Annotated in this window: 14 protein-coding genes and 2 pseudogenes; 7 read left to right on the forward strand and 9 right to left on the reverse strand. The window is 54.8% G+C overall.

Features of this window, described 5'->3' with window-relative positions:
• Window positions 1–174: 174 nt before the first annotated feature.
• The 5 genes from DMR_RS08690 (at window position 175) to DMR_RS08705 (ending at window position 2,705) form a co-directional block, all read left to right on the forward strand.
• Window positions 175–1,029, forward strand: coding sequence for a tetratricopeptide repeat protein (locus DMR_RS08690; RefSeq protein ID WP_015860539.1), 855 nt, complete (start codon window positions 175–177; stop codon window positions 1,027–1,029).
• A gap of 63 nt (window positions 1,030–1,092) precedes the next feature.
• Complete coding sequence (locus DMR_RS25325) at window positions 1,093–1,257, forward strand: hypothetical protein (RefSeq protein WP_232502926.1); 165 nt, start codon at window positions 1,093–1,095, stop codon at window positions 1,255–1,257.
• Window positions 1,258–1,325: 68 nt separating this feature from the next.
• The gene (gene tnpA, locus DMR_RS08695; protein ID WP_015860540.1) at window positions 1,326–1,676 is read left to right on the forward strand and encodes an IS66 family insertion sequence element accessory protein TnpA; all 351 of its coding nucleotides are present in this window, start codon (window positions 1,326–1,328) and stop codon (window positions 1,674–1,676) included.
• The gene (gene tnpB, locus DMR_RS08700; RefSeq protein ID WP_268741129.1) at window positions 1,676–2,026 is read left to right on the forward strand and encodes an IS66 family insertion sequence element accessory protein TnpB; all 351 of its coding nucleotides are present in this window, start codon (window positions 1,676–1,678) and stop codon (window positions 2,024–2,026) included. The genes tnpA and tnpB overlap by 1 nt, the downstream gene beginning before the upstream one ends.
• A 49-nt stretch (window positions 2,027–2,075) precedes the next feature.
• Window positions 2,076–2,705 (forward strand): IS66 family transposase zinc-finger binding domain-containing protein, encoded by a 630-nt coding sequence (locus tag DMR_RS08705; protein ID WP_015860542.1) that lies wholly within the window; start codon window positions 2,076–2,078, stop codon window positions 2,703–2,705.
• 70 nt (window positions 2,706–2,775) lie between these two features.
• Here DMR_RS08705 and istB read toward each other — a convergent pair.
• The 5 genes and pseudogenes from istB to DMR_RS08730 form a co-directional block, all read right to left on the reverse strand.
• Window positions 2,776–3,417, reverse strand: a pseudogene (gene istB, locus DMR_RS08710) (IS21-like element helper ATPase IstB); the annotation flags it as partial.
• Window positions 3,418–3,938: 521 nt separating this feature from the next.
• Window positions 3,939–6,417 (reverse strand): annotated as a pseudogene (locus DMR_RS22385) (diguanylate cyclase).
• A gap of 288 nt (window positions 6,418–6,705) precedes the next feature.
• A complete protein-coding gene (locus DMR_RS22390; RefSeq protein ID WP_015860546.1) occupies window positions 6,706–11,064 on the reverse strand; it encodes an ABC transporter substrate binding protein in 4,359 nt (1,452 codons plus the stop codon).
• A gap of 1,071 nt (window positions 11,065–12,135) precedes the next feature.
• The gene (locus tag DMR_RS08725) at window positions 12,136–12,894 is read right to left on the reverse strand and encodes a hypothetical protein (protein WP_015860547.1); all 759 of its coding nucleotides are present in this window, start codon (window positions 12,892–12,894) and stop codon (window positions 12,136–12,138) included.
• Between the two features lie 15 nt (window positions 12,895–12,909).
• The gene (locus DMR_RS08730) at window positions 12,910–13,440 is read right to left on the reverse strand and encodes a hypothetical protein (RefSeq protein WP_015860548.1); all 531 of its coding nucleotides are present in this window, start codon (window positions 13,438–13,440) and stop codon (window positions 12,910–12,912) included.
• Window positions 13,441–13,486: 46 nt separating this feature from the next.
• Here DMR_RS08730 and DMR_RS08735 point away from each other — a divergent pair, with 46 nt between their 5' ends.
• On the forward strand, window positions 13,487–13,894 hold the full coding sequence (locus DMR_RS08735) for a hypothetical protein (RefSeq protein ID WP_015860549.1): 408 nt from the start codon (window positions 13,487–13,489) through the stop codon (window positions 13,892–13,894).
• An 83-nt stretch (window positions 13,895–13,977) separates the two neighbouring features.
• Here the strand turns inward: DMR_RS08735 and DMR_RS08740 are convergent, their stop codons facing one another.
• The 4 genes from DMR_RS08740 to DMR_RS08750 form a co-directional block, all read right to left on the reverse strand.
• A complete protein-coding gene (locus DMR_RS08740; RefSeq protein WP_015860550.1) occupies window positions 13,978–14,613 on the reverse strand; it encodes a DUF2491 family protein in 636 nt (211 codons plus the stop codon).
• Window positions 14,614–14,678: 65 nt separating this feature from the next.
• Window positions 14,679–15,086, reverse strand: a complete 408-nt coding sequence (locus tag DMR_RS08745; RefSeq protein WP_015860551.1) for a hypothetical protein — start codon at window positions 15,084–15,086, stop codon at window positions 14,679–14,681.
• A 234-nt stretch (window positions 15,087–15,320) separates the two neighbouring features.
• Window positions 15,321–15,776: a hypothetical protein gene (locus DMR_RS24430; RefSeq protein ID WP_148208395.1), complete on the reverse strand. Its 456-nt coding sequence runs from the start codon at window positions 15,774–15,776 to the stop codon at window positions 15,321–15,323.
• A gap of 256 nt (window positions 15,777–16,032) precedes the next feature.
• Window positions 16,033–16,512: a hypothetical protein gene (locus DMR_RS08750; protein WP_043600354.1), complete on the reverse strand. Its 480-nt coding sequence runs from the start codon at window positions 16,510–16,512 to the stop codon at window positions 16,033–16,035.
• Between the two features lie 210 nt (window positions 16,513–16,722).
• On the opposite strand from DMR_RS08750, the gene DMR_RS08755 reads away from it, so the two are divergent.
• Window positions 16,723–18,018, forward strand: coding sequence for a hypothetical protein (locus DMR_RS08755; protein ID WP_015860552.1), 1,296 nt, complete (start codon window positions 16,723–16,725; stop codon window positions 18,016–18,018).
• Window positions 18,019–18,284: the final 266 nt, after the last annotated feature.

An 18,284-nucleotide genomic window follows, 5' to 3' on the forward strand; every position in this document is an offset into this window, starting at 1 on the left:
TGCACAATCGCTTGGCCATAGCAATTTTTCACCCCGCGAGGCAGATCAAGCGCGGGAGTCGGCCAAGCGTGCAGGTCCATGAACGGACAAATAGAATTTCAGCCTGAGCATATGGAAATTTCGCAGTGAAGACTGCGCTCGGCAAAAACTCTGAACACACAAAAGAGGTGGACATTGAAAACAACAACCTTACTCTTTGGGGTGGCTCTCGTGTTCAGTCTTCACTACACTACGGAGCCTTGTCAGGCCGATGACTCGACCGTCCAGGCGATTCGCGCCCTGGACGTGGCAATGGAAGCCAAAGCCGGTGAGAACGACCCAATTTTTGAACAAGCCATGAAGGCCTATCTTACCGAACAGTATGAAAAAGCTCTCCCAGGACTGCGTGAGGCAGCTGAACGAGGGAACGCAGTAGCCCAAAATTCGCTCGCGAACATGTACAGTTTCGGCTACGGGACAGAGAAAAATCAAACCATTGCCGATGCATGGTACGAAAAGTCCGCAGCTCAGGGCTATTCCCCAGCCCTAAACAACCTCACCACAAGCCTGCTGGCCAGTGGCGACGAGCAAAAGCAGGCAGAGGGCCTGCGCCTGCTATTGCAATTAAGCGACCAGGGAAACGCCCCCAGCGTAAACCGTTATGCGCTTTTACTGTCCTCCGGAAAGCATGTCCCCAAGGACCCTGAGAAGGGACTTCATTTACTTGAAAAACTTACCGATGCCGGTGATTCTACAGCAATGTCCATTCTCGGCTGGAGCCTGCTCACCGGAGAAGACGGCCGACAAGACCAGGAAAAAGGACTGGAATTACTACGACGATCTGCCCTTTTGGGCAAAGCGGTAGCTTTTTATAATCTTGGCGAGGCCAGTGAAAAAGGCCTTGGGCAGCCCAAAGACAACATCGCTGCACTGGTGCAATATCGCATCGCCAAGCGACTGGGCAACAAGTTGGCAGAAAAACAGATCGAAGCCTTAACTGCAACCATGAGCTGGCAAGATATGCTGACCGCACGGCGCATTTTCAATTAACAGCAACGCATAGCCACAGCCCCAATTGGTCGCCTGAGACGTTGCGCCGTCACCGCAGACAAAATCGCGCAGAAGCTCGGCTGCGATAAAAATTCGCCATTACTTGCCGAGGCCGGCATCCTGTGTGTCCTTCACCAGCTTTCGGATGAAGGGCATGTCTTTTATCCTCAAGACACCTTGATCGAAAAGGCCATCGAGATTCTGGAAGTGGAGCCAGGAGTTTTGTAACCGGTCAATCAGCCCCTTCTTACGCCGCTTGAGCTTTCTGCCATGGTTTATCCCACAGGAGGACGACCATGGCCACATCAGCAGCAGAGGGATGTTCCGAAAAGGCGACATATTGGACTGAACATATTGCGGCTTGGCACAAGAGCGGCCTGAGCCAAGGAGCATACTGCCGGCGGCATGGTCTTTCTCAGAGTTCCCTGAGCTATTGGCGGAAGCGTTTAGGGGCAACGGACGACGTGGGCGTCGCGTCTTTCGTCACCATCGTCCCCGTGCCGCTGCTCGCATCGACTCAAGCAGACATGTTAACCGCACCTGAACCGCTGCTGGTACATGTAGGTGACGCCTTTCGTATCGAGATCAGAGGCGACTTCGCCGCGCCGGTGTTGGAAAAGCTTGTCCGCACGCTGACACGGCTATGATGTCGCCGGTAAGCGGCGTCCGGGTTTACTTGGCACTGGGAGCCACAGACATGCGCAAGTCCATCGACGGGCTGTCCATCCTGGTCTCACGGCAGCTGCAACTCGATCCATTCGCCGGTCACCTTTTCGGCTTTTGCAACCGCAGCCGGACCATCATCAAGCTGCTCTACTGGGATCGCAACGGATTTTGTTTGTGGCAGAAGCGCTTGGAGCGCCATGCGTTTCGCTGGCCGACCAGAGAGGCCGAGGTGCTGACCATCGACTCCCGGCAACTCGCCTGGCTGCTTGACGGTCTCGATCCCCTGGCCGTGACGGGACACTCCCGCCTGGAGTATTCGACGCTCTTTTAGGCATTATTGCCTTGATTAAATTGAATAATCATGAAAGATTATTCGGGCCGTGGACATCAATTCCCTCCCTGACGACCCTGCCGCACTGAAAGCTCTCATTGTCGACATGGCTGCGGAACATCAGGCGCTTGAGCAGCGCCTTCGGCTCCTGAACCTGATCATTTACGGCCCGAAGTCCGAGAAAAAGCCCCGTACCGGCCAGGAGCAGCAGCTTTCCCTGTTCGATGAGGCCGAGCAGGCCGTGGAGGAGCACAAGCCGCAGACCTTCGAGGAGGCCTGCGCCCCGGCGAGCACCCGCCGCAAACGCGGCCGTCGCCCCAACCCTGCTGATCTACCCCGGGTGGAGATCATCCACGACCTGCCGGAATCGGAGAAGGCCTGCCCCTGCGGCGCTGAGCTGGTCCGCATCGGTGAGGAAGTCAGCGAAAAGCTCGACATCGTGCCGGCCAAAATCCAGGTCATCCGCCACATCCGGCCAAAATACGCCTGCCGGACCTGCGAAGGTGTGGAAGCCGACGGGCCGACGGTGAAAACGGCGCCCATGCCGCCCCAAATCATCCCCCAGGGCATCGTGACCCCGGGCCTTTTGGCCCATGTCGCCGTGGCCAAGTATGCCGACGCGCTGCCCCTGTACCGCCAGGAGGATCAGTTCGCTCGCCTGGGGTGCGGATTTCGGTGAAATCGGCCACCCAATTCGGAATATTCGGCCACCCTTGAGGGGTTGAGCGCGCTGGTGTTTTGGTCCTGCTTCAGGTGGCCGATTTGGTCAAGTCCGATGTCCGCTTCCGCATGGAATCTCCCGACAGCTCGATCCGGTAGGAGTCATGGACGATCCTGTCCAAGACCGCATCCGCCAGGGTCGGATCCTGGAAACGCCCATGCCATTCCGCCACGGGAAACTGTGTCGCAAATAGCGTGGATTTGTTTCGAAATCGATCATCCATCAGATCGGCGAGACCACGTGCTATTTCCGCGCTGACCGGCTCCCTGAGCCAGTCATCTATGACAAGCAAATCCCGTGTGGCGAGTTTTCGGACAAGGAGGCGCTGCGATCCCTCGGCCCGACTGATGTTGAGTTCCTGGAGCAGCTCCGGGAAATGAAAGTACAGACAGCGCTTCCCTTCGCGGCAGGCCTTTTGCGCCAAGGCGCATGCCAGATAGGTTTTGCCGCCGCCGGTCGGTCCGGTGATGACCAGGTTATGTCTTCGGCCGATCCAGCCGCAGGTGGCCAGTTCGAGGAAAAGCCTTTTGTCTAAGCCACGCGGGGCATGGAAATCCACGTCCTCGACTGACGCCTTAACTTTGAGATGGGCTTCTTGAAAGCGCCTCGTGAGACGACGATTGTCGCGTAGGAGGTATTCCCGGTCTACAAGCAATCCGAAACGTTCTTCGAAAGCCCAGGGAAACCTTACGGCTCCAAGGAAAAGCTGCTGTCACTGGCTAAGGACTACTCGGCTGAGATTCGCTCGCGCCGGGCGAAGACTGGCAACCAGGTGGTGGAATTTTCGGCGCTCGGGGTGGGGGAATTTTCGGTTGTCAAACCGAGAAACATTGCAAAGCAATCAAAACGTCCGAAGAAGTATGTCTTGGGTCTATTTTGTTTGCCGGTTTCAATTGTGTTTTTGCTATTTGCATGGGATATGATAGCGAAATTAGATTGATGAGCATGGTGTTGGGCTATTTAGAACTTCGATGCGGAACAGCGGCGACTGTCGAAGTATCGTCTACTCGTGGCGTGTGCTGGGATCGGGATGCCATATACATGCAATTATCCGGACCACTAAGGGTAGACGGCATGAGGTCGATTTCGACGGGCTGGAAACAACGTTAAAAGTTGTTCTGATCGAAGAGGTTGTAGAGAGAATGTTGTGAGAAGTCGTCGAAAGTAAAATAGGTTTTCGAAGGGCTGTAGCTAATATTCCTGGTCGCGCCACATGCTCTGCTCAAAGCAAAGCACTTTGTTGCGCCCGCCTTCTTTGGCTTTGTACAGGGCCACATCGGCAAATTTTATGGCCTTATAAAAGGAAGCGGCGTCTGTCGGGTATTCGGCGAAACCGACACTGACGGTTTTGTGGATTGTCGCGCCGTTTGGCAGGGGGAAAGCGTGGCACTTCGACGGTCTGGCGAATCTTTTCCGCCACCACGGCGGTGAAGTTCGGGCGCACTTCATGGAGTAGAATGAGAAATTCCTCGCCGCCAAAGCGCACCGCCAGATCGGCTGCCCGCACCGTCTGGCGCACTAGGCCGGAGAGTTCCTTGAGGACCGCGTCTCCAGCCAGATGTCCGTATTTGTCATTGACCTGCTTGAAATAATCCACATCAACCATGAGAAACCCGACGCGTTTTTCCGTGCGCCGTGAGATTTCTTCGTACTGATGCATGTAGCTGTCGAGAAAACGGCGATTGTGCAGGCCGGTCAGCGGATCGCGCAGGGATTGTTCCCGGGTTATTTCCAACAGATTGAGCGAAGTCAGAACCGGGGCACATTCTGTCAGGTATTTCTGCATGATGGACAATGCCAACCGTTTGCTCGCAAAGGCTGCGTCCTCGATCACAAAGGTCATTACGCCGCCCACAGCCCCACCCATGACCATGGGCAGACAGCATCGGACATGGGTAGTTGGATCGACGTGGAAAAAGGGGCATAGGGCCGGGGTCGGTTCGGAAAAGACCGGTTTGCCCAGGCGCTTGGCCCGGCACAGTTCAGGGCTGGCGAACATCTCCGAACATAGCGCGTCGGTGGCGGCGAAACAGTTGGCAGCGACGTTGGTCGCAAGCCCGTCGGCGGCGAACTCCAGGATGGCGAACTGCCCTAGTCCCAGGCTGCGTTGGCAGGCATCGCCTAAAATATTGTAAACTTCCCATCGGTTATAAACGCCCTGGATGTCGTGGCTAAAAGCGGTCAGGCCGGCCATGTATTCTAGGGAAGCGCTCACTTGGCCCAGTGACGACGGACCTTGCGAGGCTTCCGAAGTCTGCAGCACCCCAGAGACCACCTGGTCCACCCGGCCCATAAACCCGCCCCAGAGACGCACGAGGGTGTTGACAGTGTGCCGCATCTCTACCAGTTCATCACCGCGCCGTCGGGCATAGACTGGACAGAGCCGGCAGTGCTTATAGCGGCTTAAAAAGATACAGGTGTTGCGGCTGACGGCCGAAAGAGCCTCGGACCCTGTTTCCAGATAACAGATACGCATGGGGTCGTGATAGACCGGACAGTCTGTTTTGGTGCAGTGCAGGATGTCTAGGCAATGGACAGGCGTGGTGTCTAAGCGTCCGGTAAAGTCTCCGGAGACGGTGTTGCCGAGAACGCGTTCAAGATGCGTGAGAAACAGCTTCACCCGGGCCACGTTCCAATAAATGTGAAACCACAGCACCATGGCCCCAAGCAGGAAGATAAGGCCGAAGACCAGGGACTCACTTACCGTTGATTTGAACAACGCCATGGAGTCGTAGCCGAGAAGGATGCCGCCGATGGTGCGGCCTTCGAAGTCCTCCAGGGGCAGGAAGCGATAAAAGGCGTTGCCTAGTCGTTCGGGTACTCCTGAATTGTCCAGTGCTTCAAGGACCCGGTTTTCCTGGGGAAGGCTGAAACCGCGCCCGACGATCCATTTGCCGTGAACGCCCCGGATGCGGTTTTGGCCGAGCACGGATTCAAAGCGTTTGTCGAGCAGAAGCATCGCTCCGAAATAAGGCGGCAGGGCCGTCGTCTCCAGCAGGTTTTCAAGGGAGGTGGCCGCTTCTACTGTGCCGATGTGTTCGCCTGCCCCATCGTTTAAGGGAATGATGGCCCGCATGGACGCGCCGCCGGGGCCGACTTCGATGCCCCGAAATGGTGATCGGTACTTGTTGGCTTTGACCACGATGGGCCGGATGTCCGCCAGGTCGGCTCCGGCGGCGTCTACGTCCCAGGTGCGCAGAAACGAGACCGCCGGCGGCAGATGAAAATGGAAATAGAGTGATTCGCGTCCGGTGGTGGCGCGCAGGCGTTCGGTATAGGGCAGGATGTAGCGGATAAGGTGGTCCTTGTCGCGTTGGCGCATGCTCTCGATCACTTCCGGCATGGCAGCGAGCGGCGAGACTTCGGACAAGAGTACGTCGAATTCGTTTGTGATCTTGTCTTGAATCCAGTGTTGGAACACGGACAGGCGACTGTCGACGGATTCAACGACTACCATATCCTGGTATCGCTGGAAGATAAAGGCCAGAGTCAAGCAGCCGAGTCCAAGAAGAGCAGCGGGGACAGTCAAAAATCGAAGCCTGAGACTCCAGTTTGTTGGATTGAATATGCTTGATTTCTTGAGATTATTAAGGAGGCTGGAGTCAGATGAGGGCCGACTGCGGGAGGGGGCATTGGTGCTTGGGGTCGGCATCGGACAGCCTCCTGCCATGGGGATATCCCATGAAGATCAATGCTGAAAAGCATGGTTTCTATAAGTACTTTTTCAAAACGCGACAATCAGATTTCCAAAACTCGGCTGAGACTCGTGATTGCTCCCCCTGATGATGGCCTGTCCCATCGCTTCACGTCCAATCCCACGGCAACTGGATTCACAGTCAGGAAGGGGATTTCAGCAGGCAGTGATATATTCCGCGCCAGCACCCATCTGGGTAGACTAAGCCACACCCCGATCCCCGCCATCACTTAGAGTCTTTTTTGCAGATGTATCATTGTACCACTATTTTGTGTGTAGAACTCTTTCTATGGCTTCAAACAGTGCTCTTTTGTCTACAGATTTTGCGATATAGTCGTTCATGCCCGCTGCCAAAAATGATTCTTTGTCTCCAGTCATTGCGTATGCCGTCATCGCGACGATTGGGATGCTCGACTTCGCTCCAAGATTGCTTGCCTTTCTGATTGCTTTTGTAGCTTCTACACCATCCATGATAGGCATCTGAACATCCATAAGGATTAAATCGAAGTCATTTTCAGTCAGTCGCTGCAGTGCTTCCTGCCCATCATTGGCGGCAGTGACTGAGTAGCCGGATTTCTCAAGCATCCGCTTGCAGGTAAGTGAACTCAACGAATCGTCCTCAGCGAGGAGTATGCGCCAGGGAACTCGCTTGGGAGATGAAGTTCCATAAGGGACAAGCTTCAGTGGTTTCTGCTTAGGTGCAGGAATCTTGAACGGCAGCGAGAGGTAGACGGTCGTTCCCTCGCCAAGCGCACTATCAATTGATATATCGCCACCCAAGAGGCTTGCCAATCTCCGAACAATGGATAGCCCCAAGCCTGCCCCCTGAAAGCGCTTTGTGTACGAGATTTCAGCCTGGACAAATGGTTCAAAAATATATTTGAGATGTTCTTCACAAATACCTATTCCCGTGTCACTTACAGTAAGTAGCACGCGTACAGAAGAAGTGTTTGGACTCGGCAACAAAGAGGCCTCGACCAGGACTTCTCCTTTGTCGGTAAATTTTATGGCGTTTCCGACAAGGTTGAAAAGGATTTGTCGAAGCCGAGCTTCGTCTCCAATCAAAGCTGTGGGCAATTCATCGTCCCAAATGAAATCTAAAACGAGGCCTTTCCCCTGAGCGTCCGTGTCAAAAATTTCGCGTATAGAATCCTGCAGTTGATAGATGTCAAATTCGGTCTCAACAACATCCATTCTGCCCGCTTCAATTCTAGAGATATCAAGAATATCAGAGAGAAGTCGAGTCAGTCGCTTAGTGGACCGAGTTGCACCAGCAAGGTACTCCTTTTGTTCATCATTAGGTTCAGTAGTCTGAAGCAATTGAAGCATGCCGAGGATTCCGTTGAGAGGGGTGCGTATTTCATGGCTCATGTTGGCCAAAAACTCTGACTTGGCTTTGTTCGCAGCTTCGGCCTGCACCTTGGCACTCAACAAATCGGCTTGAGAGCGTTTGCGTTCGTTGATGTCCACGTGGGTGCCCACCATCCTTTTTGCGTGGCCCTCGGCGTCCGTTTCAACCACCCGGCCACGTCCGAGAATCCATGACCAATCCCCCGACTTGGTTCGCATACGGAAGTCGATCTCAAACCCTTCAGAATTATTAAGGCTTTCGGAGATAGTGTGGATGGCATGCTCTACATCATCTGGATGCAAAAGGCCTTTCCACGTGTCAAAGTCACTGGGGAATTCGCCAGGGTGGTAGCCAAGCATTGTATAGTAGCGAGGGCTGAAATAGGTGGTGCCTGAAGAGATATCCCAGTCCCACATGCCGTCGTTTGCAGCCATTAGGGCCAAGGACAGGCGTTCATCGCTTTTACGCAAGGATTCTTCTGCCTGTCGGCGTTCCACTACCCGCCATGTCGCATCCATGAGCAGTGAAAGTTGAATTACATCGCTATCCATGTAGTCTGTTTGTTTGTTGGCCACCCCCACGACAGCGACTATGCGTTTATTGCTTAAAATCGGAACCGTAAGGAAGTTCGTCAGTTGGGCATGGCCTTCAGGATAGCCCTTTTTCAGAGGGTTGTCCGTCAGGAAGTCGTTCACGATGATTGCACGGCACTGGCGTACAGCCTCGCCCCAGAGCCCTGTCTTAGAGAGTGCGTAACAAGATTGTGGATTTGCAATGGAACAAGCCTGCATGACGTCGCGTGACCATGAATTGAGCGTAAAAGATTGTGAATCTTCGTCGTAGTGGTAAATGTACCCGAACCGGCTACCGGTCAGTTCAAGGCATTTGCTCAGGGCAAAATCCAGCAAGGACTGGGTGTTTGCCGTGTCGTACTGGATAATCTCCAGCAACTTGCGCAAACGGGCGTCCTCCTGGCGTAGTGCTTCTTCAGCCAACTTGCGGTCGGTAATGTCGCTGAACATGGCCAAAGAGCCGTCATACCGGCCAGTCGCATCAGGCAGGGACTTGACCGAGACGAGAGTCCACACAGCGGTCCCGTCGCTCCGCCGCAATCTCTTCTCATAGCAATCGTCACAGCCCCTGCGACGGTCTTCCATCCTTCGGAGGTGATCCTCCAGGTCCTCAGGGAACAGAAAATCCTCAATGTTTCTGCCTAGCATTTGATCCTGCGAGTATCCGAGGAGGTCTGACATGCGCTGGTTCAGATAGACGATGCGGCCACATTCGTCGCTGATGCGGATGCCTTCCTGGGCGGTATCAACGATGCGGCGGTATCGCTGCTCGCTCTCGCGCAATGCATCTTCTGCCCGTTTGCGTTCGGTAATGTCCGTGAAAATACAGTGGGTGCGCATGAAATGGCCTTCACTGTTCAACTGCACCCGGCCATTGAAGGTTACGCTGATTAAATCGCCGTCCTTGCGCACCATCTCGAACTCTACCCCGTCGATAACGCAGGCCTGCTTAAACATAGGAAAGTTGAGGTCGAAGTGCTCTTTGAAGCCAGGCGCAAGAAAATCGCCGAACCACTTCCCAACTACATCGTCCTTGGCGGCATAGCCCAGGGCCACCAGCCACTTCCGGTTCACGTCCAGGAACCGTCCGTTTTCGTCCAGGGACTGATAGGCCAGAGGCGCATTTTCAAACAGGCTACGAAAACGCTTCTCGCTCTCGCGCAGGGATTCTTCGTTACGTATACGGTCTGTGATGTCGTCGAGAATGCCAACGACACCAGCAGGGGAGCCGTCTTTGCCGGGGAAAACCGCCTTTGTGACCATCAAGGTGCGAAGGCCCAGGGCAGTTGGCATTACATGCTGGTAGCGCTGCATGTCACCTAAATTCGAAAGTTCCTGGTCGCGCTGTACGAACACTTGCCCATGCTCCTGGGGGAAAGTTTCTGTGGGGAGCCTGCCGACAAAGTCCTGCTCTGGTTTCCCCATGAGGGTTTCAAAGGCCGGGTTGACGCCGAGATAGCGACCCTGGATATCCTTGTAGAACAGCGGGGCGGGCATGGCCCGCATGAGCGTCTCAACGAAGTTCAACTGGCCCTGGTACAAGGCTTCGGCCCTCTTGCGCCGCGACACATTCAGGGCAAGAAATATCGATAAGAGAAGCAGGCAAAGTCCGACCGCACCTCCAGTCAAAAAGAGGACCTTGTTGACGGCGTAAAAAGAGACAGGGGCATTTAATATCACCGCGCCCTCAGGCAGCAGGCTCTCGGACATCCCAAAACGTGTGAAGGCAAGACTGTCCGCGATAGTGACATTGTTCTCCTGGCTGACCACGGGAATGTCATCCGCCCGTTCACCCTTCAGGATTCGACTCGCCATTGCTCCCGCCGTCTCCCCTTGAGACCTACCGGAAACCACCACTCCTGCTGCCGGGCCGTGGCCCATCCAGAAGTCCCATGCGACAAACAAAGGAACCGTGGAAGCCCTGCTAAGCCTCTGGCTAGCCGTAGGAGCGGAGAGCACTCCATTCTCATCTAGGGGGCGAACCATAGGTAGCACGACCCACTCTGGACCTAGTCCAGCCAAGCGAGCCTCAAGCTTGTAAATGTCCGACTCCTCCAACACCTCGATCTCCACACGGCCTGAAAGTCGTGAGGATTGTGCCTTTAGAAGCGAGAGGTTCGCCTTGCCTGTCGGTGTATCCTCAGCAAGGACGAGCAACTTGCTCGCCATGGGGCGTAGCTTGTTTGCCAAGAGTATGGTTTCGTAAAAGGAGGGTATCTCCGTCACCCCAGTTATGTTCGATTGTCCGCGCAGTATGTCCGGAGAGAAGTTGTTGATGCCGCAAAACACCACAGGCGCATTCTCGGTAATTGACTTTCTATGTTCCAGCAGAAAATCCAAGGCGGCATTGTCAGAAACTAAGACCATGTCAAACGGTTTGTCTGTAGATATGTTGACTATCTGCTGTTTCAACAACTCATTGTTTCTACGAAAGACATTGGAGTTTGTTATGCGCGCCGCGTCTAGGTATTTAACAAAAACTTCAATTTGGAGGCCACTTTGGGTTAGAGTAGTTGAGAAAGCCGCCTGAATGTCATCTGTCCAAGATAATCCCTGATGGTAGCTATGGATTATAAGTACACGCTTGGGGGTATTGGAGGCCTGGGTAGCCTTTGGCGTGGACAAGAGCATGAGCGCACAAGCTAATGGCAGGAGTATTTCGAGAAAAGCAGAGCCTGCAAAGCGTGGTACAGTGCCCATGTCTCCTCCGTAATCGGTAAAAGTAGTCAGGTAAGTCTGGCGGATAGCACAGTTCTCGTGACAGTACAAATACAATAGTTTTTAGGTTGGTTTGTATCGTCTATGCCAAGGTATATAGTAAATTATGGCAATGGTATTTGTCATTATATCTGTGGAATTCAAGTTGGTAGTCGTATTCTGTGATAATCGTAAGTATTCTTGATGTCGCCTGTCAAATATTCTGTGTTAATTCTGATGGTTGCTTAGGGATGATGGTGCATAAAGGGCAGTTGGGCAAGTGGTTTGCGAGGCCATCCTCGTAGTTCTCCTGCGAGCCAAGCGTAAGCACGGCAGTTGGAGATCCAAATTCCGCCAACACCTCCGGGGGTGTAGCAGGGTGGGTTCAGGAGATGAGGGTAGGAGATGAGGATGTGGGGGACGCTTCATTCGAAACCTGACAAGTCATTCTTCTTGCCAGCCTGATGTGCGCTTCGGGGTTTGGTCGGAGAAGTAAACCGAGAAGTAAATTGAGGTGCGGATAGCTCGGTATATCTCGTCATAGCTCGTTACGAATTGCTTAGGATTATTGAAAAAGTCAGCAAAATCCGCGTAGGGGTATGGTCCTTTCACGCCGGTAACAGGGGGTCAAATCCCCTTGGGGCACCAGGAAATTCAAAGGGCTTACAGCAAAAACTGCTGTGTGTTCTTTTCTTTTCCCCCACACTATCCTGTAGCGGTCTAGGGATCCCTCAAATTTTCTGCCAATATCTACACACTACTCCACAAGTTCCCTGCCGGTGAGGGTAGAGACTGTCTCAAGGAACAAGTCTCGCTCTCCTTGGGCGAACTCGGCAGAAATTTTGGCCGATGCCATCAGCAGTCATCAGTTCAACCGCTTTAACAAACAACGGCACAGTCATGCTGAGAGTCCGTGAATACAGATTTGTGTCCTTCAGGGGAGCCCGGGTGGACCATGCCGGCCAGCCCTCCACATAAAATCCTGAAGGACCACAAAATAAAACGGGCGGTCGAAGCTTGGCTACTGCGTAAGGGACCGCCCGTTGGCGGACGACGAGAGACAAGGACCCCTGGTTATTTTTTTTTGAGAGCGGCCAGACGGTCACCCAGGGACTGCGGCGGCGGGGTTCCAGCCGCGTCCTTAAGGGCCTGGGCAATAAGAGGGTCTTCCTCTTCCTTGGACTGGGCCAGGAGCTTGGCTTTTTCCTGATGGACCTGCGCCTGCATCTCCAACTCCTGAGCCCGGGCGGACATGGCGTCAAAGGCCGTGCCCATGGTGTCGGCTTGCTTCTTGATGCCGGAGAGCACTTTGGCCCGTTCTTCCTGCTCCTTGGCGCGCTCGGCCCGGATTTGGGCCATGTCCATGCGGCGCTTGGCTTCGGTCAAGCGGGAACGGGCCGTTTTCAGGCGTTCGGAGGCGGTTTTGACGGCGGTGTTGAGTTCGTCGTAATAGAATTTAGCTTCCTTGGCCTCGGCTTCCTCGCGCTCCACCTCAGGGACCATCTTTTCCAGTTCCGCCACCAGTTTGCCCAGGCTCGTTTCAATCAGGGTTTTCTGATCGCCCTCGGCCGCGTCCATCTGGGCCTGCAACCGCTCGGCGGCACCGACGCGCAGAGTGTATGCCTTGTTAATGGCTTCGGCTTCCTGCTGTTCCTTGTCCCAGGCGGCCTTAGCCCCCACCATCTGGCGAGTGAGCTTGGTGAGGATTTCGTCGAGTTCGCCGATCTCGGCTTCTGAGGCGCTTTCCGGGTCGAACTCCACAATGAGTTTGAGAAATCCGGCCTGGGCGTCCTCGGTTTTCTTTACGACGTATTGTTTGAGAAACGACAACATAATAAGCTCCTTGCGTTATCTTCTTTTGGTGTTTTGGTGCCGACGGGTCAGCAGCATAAGCAGGGCCGCCACCGCCACTCCGGCACCCAAAATCCACACCCATGATCCCATTCCCGACGTCTTGGGGGCGTCTTCCCTGACCACATGTTCAGCCGCCAGAGCCACCGATGGATCGACGCCGTCCATGCTCTTGGGGTCAACCGGCCTCCCATCTTTACGCATCTGATCGATCTTGGCATCCATGTCGGCGAGCTGCTTCTTCAAATCAGCATTGGAAGCGGCCAGTTTGTCGGCTTCCTGGCGAAAAGCTTGGACCCCCGGATCGCCCTGGTGGTTGTACATAAAGCTCGGGCCGCTGGCCTGTCGCAGCATGAACCACAAAAACATGGCATCCCACAGGCCAAACGACGGCGCACTCTGGTAGGCGTAGTTCGGCGCACTCCAGCCCTGCCCGGCGTAGTAGTTGTCTCTATTACTGCGGTAATCCCGGTAATTGTCCCAGGTGCGCGAGGGTTGTGGGCCGGCGGTTCCGGCGTTGTCGCGCACCGGGTTGTCTGGCTTGGCGAACTTGCCCTTGTATTCGTTGTAGGCCTTGACCGAAGCCTCTTTTTGGACAGCCGCCTGTCCGGAAGTGGCAAAGGAAGATTTGGATCGGCCACTGTCCGTGCCCGGTGCGGCGCTGGTGCCTGAACTGTTGCTCCAGGTCCCGCCATTCGACGGCTTGGCTGCGGCGTTTGGAGCCGAAGTCGTGCTCTTCGGGGCGCTGTTGCCCCAGTCCGAAGATGGAGTGCTTCCTGATTTGGCTGGGCTGGACGTGCTTTGGTTGGAACTGTTACCCCAGCCAGAAGATGAACTGCTGCTGGGTTGGGACGGTGCAGGAGCGGTCGAAGGCGTGGACGAATTACTCCAGCCAGAACTCTTGCCGCTGGAAGACGATGACGATGACGATGACGAGGATTTGCCACCGCTGGAAAACGACGATTTGCTGCTTTTGGCCTGAGCCGGCTGGCCGCCAAGGACCAGAACCAGAGCCAGGAGGAGGAAAACGATGGGCCGTGTGCTGAGGGGCATGCCGGGGCCTCCTTAATAAACCTTGACCCCGTAGGGCGTGAGATCCAGGCCGATCCAGGCCCGTACAAGGGCCGCTTCAGGCTCTGTGTCGGCGCTTACCAGCATGTTCTCGTTTTCGTCCCCCACCTCGCGGGTATAGAGGTGCATCTGGTGGGCAAGGCAGCGCGGCGGGTCTTTCGGATCTGTAAAGAGTAATTCTTCCGCTTCCACCGGGGGCGCATAGTCGCCGTCCCCCCATTGGCGCAGATAGGTCTGGCCGTTGGGAGCATTGAGATCCTTGCCGCCGATAAGCCCTCCGGCATCTAGCCACAGACCCCAATCTGCGGCAGTAGCAGGGCGGATTTCTTGGAGCAGGCGAAAGAAGCTGACGTCGAGCAGGGCACCGGCCCCGTCCTGGTTGAACTGGAAGAGATAGGTGGCCTCACCTTGTTTGGCGTAGGCCCGGACCAACTTCAGGCCGAACAGCGAGGTGGACGACAGTGCTTCCACCAACAGTTCGCCCTGGGGCGGGGCGATGGTTAGTCCCAGGCCCTCAAAGCGCAGGGCTTCGGCTACGTCCACGGCCAAGATGGCCCCAATGCGCAGTTCAAGGGGGAAATTCGGATAGGCGGGATGATTGTCCGCCTTTGGCCGTTTGCTGAAAAACATGTCCTACCCTCGGGAGATGGTTGGTATTAGCGACGGCAAGGCGGTGCTGGGCTGTCGGCGGAAGCTTAGGCTGGCGTCCCCTGTGACCGCAGGGAACTGAGAAACAGCCCCAGTCCGCCGAGCAGCAGCGTCAGGATAACAAGTAGGTCGAAAAGTGACATGCTTGCCAGGGAAAAACGGATAGAGGCAATAACACCCACGCAAATGGCCAGCAGACTCCCCAAAAACAGCAGCCAGCCCAGGATGTTACGGGCACTGTAGAAAATCATGACGATGCCGAGGCCAAGTGGCAGAAGTGTCATGCCGGTAGTCAGGCGGAATGAGCCAAACGTGTAAAGTGAGTAGCCCATATTGAAGAAGTGATAGACACGAATGGAGCTTAAGAATAAGTAGCCTCCTGCAACCATCATGGTCAGCCCCAGGAAAAATCTCCCCAGCCCCCCAGGTGTGCCGCCTGCGCCGTTAATTGCCATACAGTCCGTTTATCTAATCGATTGGCCGAGGGCAAGATCACGGGGGGCTACGGCACGATTCTTAATTAAGCTTCATACAGGGATTGCCGTGCTGTGGCCTGGACGACACCGCTCGCTTCCGTGACACGGGTCGCCCGTGATGCCCTCCGATCTGAAGCGTGCAGGCTTTTATATTGCCCTTCTGATCAGTCGCTGCGGGTTTGGTCGACCTGTCTGTCGCGCCGCCAGCATTTTCTAATCCCAGAATCCGACCGTTCGGAAGGTCATCGTCCGCTTTTCACATCTTGGGCAGACATAGCTGCCCTGATAGAGCGTGAGCGTCTTGCCCAGGGATTGGATGCGCCAAAACGCGACCGCTTCTGATGGATGCTCGGGCATAAGGTTTGGCGATGCGTAGGAAATAAGCCCTGGTGGTCCGGGTGAGTTTTCTGTGTCCGGATATTCGAACACGTTATACAGCGCGATGTCGTGTTTGGCCTTGTCCAATGCAGGGAACATGCAAACGGTCTTGAAATTTCCCCGTCCGCCGAACAGGGGTAATGTCTTGGAATACCCGCAGGGACAGCTCGCGCTGACGATGGTTCCAGCATGCCCTATCGTGCCGTTGAAGCACAAAAGTACCACGCCAAGGAGCAGACAGGCCGTTGCCCGAAAGGCGAATGATCGTGGGGAGCATTTTGCGGGGACCATGACTTCCTCCATGCGAGTTCGACTTTCGTCGAGGCAGTGGGTGTCGATGCTGCTATTTATAACCTCTTGTATGACATAGGCGATATGCGACGTTGCGTTAGAAAATACTTAATAATCCTAGGCATTGTTATGAATTATGCCGAGAGAGTGCATTTTTCCATGGGCCCCATTGAATTTGTGATCCCGGGTTGTCGGATGTAGCTTTTGGTTTTCGCGGGATTTATAGTTGTGTACTTGTTGTTGCTTCTTGGCTATGTTAGTTTATTTTTGGGCTGTTTTCGACGAAAATTGCATCTTCAAGTGTATCGTTGTTAAGATAGAAATGTATTTTGTATGAAACTTCTCGACTTATTACCATGTTATTGCTGTCTAGAAAATCCTCTTTGGCCCGAATGTCGAGGGTGTTTTCAGGGCCAGTCGACAATTGCTGAATGGAGTGCACGTTTAAGCCTGTTTTCCACACGAACGCTTGGTCGTTGTGCTCAATCCTAATATAGAGGAGCGCACCATTCAGAGCAGGGTCGCCGCCGCCGATCTCGAAGACAGTGATTAAAGCGCCTTGGCGTTGGATTTTCGCTTGATGCATCGCCTGAACGGTGTAGAGGATGGAGTATCTGTCGTCGCCAGACAAGGCAGTGCAGCGAAGAGCAAGCGCTTGGCTGACGTCGGCGAAAATGAATGCAATACCCATTACAAATGGGACAAGGAACATTCGGAAACGGTTGCATGGATCCATACGCTCTCCGTCGATATTTTCGGCGACAGGGCATATCCCTGTGTCTGGCGAAACAGTATTTTTCGTGGAAGCGAGCGACCCTGGGCGGCCCTACAGACGCCTCGATTCGGGCGGGTAGTTATTTCTTTGCTTCGGTTTCATGCCTCGTGATAAAATCATTCTTGATGTACAGCCATAAAACAACTTGAAGTGTAACATCAAGAGGCTAACATGTTGGAACTGACTCGTCGAGTTCTTTTGGCTCTAGGCATCGCCATGGGATTGTTGCTATTTTTTCTCGCTGATCTCACGCCATTTTATTCCGTGAAGATACCCAAACCACCTTCCAAGCCAGTTGTCCACGGTCAGGACAGTCTGTTGCCGTTTCCGCGAGTGACGTCGCCTCCCGTTGTCATTCGAGTTTCGGGAGAACAAGGAGAGCGCTTCATGTCCAAGGCTCTGGCTGTTTCCAGCGGTCAGGACATCGACCAGGCCTGGATGCGCCGCATCCCGCCCTTTGAACGGAACTGGGAAAGGCCGCGTGAAATCTACTTCAAGGCTCCCGAATTCCCTTTGGCCGAGTTGGTCCATGGCATAGCCGGGCCAGCTGACACTCCAAGAGTGCTGGAAGATGCCTCGGGCCAACGGCTCGAGTTGCGATTCACGCGTCTGGACGACGCTTCCTTTCATCTCGGTTCCGGTCTTTCAGAATACGGTCCTCCGCTTACCCTCGTCTTTGTCTGGCGTCCGTGGGCTTGGTGGTGCTTCGGTGTGGGGCTGGCGGCATACCTTGTCTTGCCCTGGCCACGCTACGCCAAGGGCTGGTCGCATTTTTCTCGTTGGCGGGTCTGCCTTGGGGATTTCGGCTGGGTACTCATGTTTACCATCTTTTTCGTAATGCCGCTGGCCATCGTCGGGGGAACGGTGCAGGCGGTGACGGTTTATGGTGTCTTTCCCAGTATCTTCTGGATATTGGCAGGCCTTGGGCTGGTTCTGGTGTGGTATACGGCCTGGGCGTCCTCCTTTCACGTCGGCCTGGGGGAGGGAGGCGTCGCCATGGGCGCTCTCGGCCTGGAATTGGATATCCCCTATGCCTCCATCGTCGCGGCTGCGCCGGTGCGCCACCGCTATCCGAAATGGTTTATACGCCTGTTGTGGATCGCTGCCCTGTTTGGCCGGGGCACGGCACGACTCCAGGTCGCGGGGCAGGCCATGCTGCTCGGCGCTTCGAATGTTTCCGGGCTGGCTTTGGAACTCGACAACGGAACGACAGCCTATCTCTGGCTGACGGATGCGCTGGGCTCCATGGCCGTCACGGACGGTGAGCGGCTGATCCAGGCGTTGGAAGCGGCGGGCGTGCCGTTGCGCCGCAGCCCGAAGGAGCTCGTGCGGCTGTTTCCGCCCATGATGCTCGAAGCCGGGAGCGGCAGCGACGTCTGGCGGATATGGGCCTGGGGGGCGGCCATTTTTATGGGGCCGACCGTTATAGTCCTGCTTGCCATGCTGGCCAGGGAACTGGCGGGATGAAGGTGGTGTGATCGAAGTTTCCAAATTTCTGGAAGTAAGCTCCCGACAGAGGGGCTTGAATTCGAGTCCCTCGGGGACTATAACTCTGGTACAAAGTTCTGGTACAAACAGCTCCCGAGATTTGTTTGAGCCGACAGGAAAGTCGAAATATTTCAGACAGATAGTTCTGTAAATATTTCGAGTCCCCCCTTCGGCACCATCTTGAAGGGGTTGCAGCGAAAAGCTGCAACCCCTTCTTTTTTGTTGCGGCAATAGCCTGCGAAACG

This window comes from Solidesulfovibrio magneticus RS-1 (genome assembly GCF_000010665.1).
In the GTDB taxonomy this organism is placed as follows: domain Bacteria; phylum Desulfobacterota; class Desulfovibrionia; order Desulfovibrionales; family Desulfovibrionaceae; genus Solidesulfovibrio; species Solidesulfovibrio magneticus.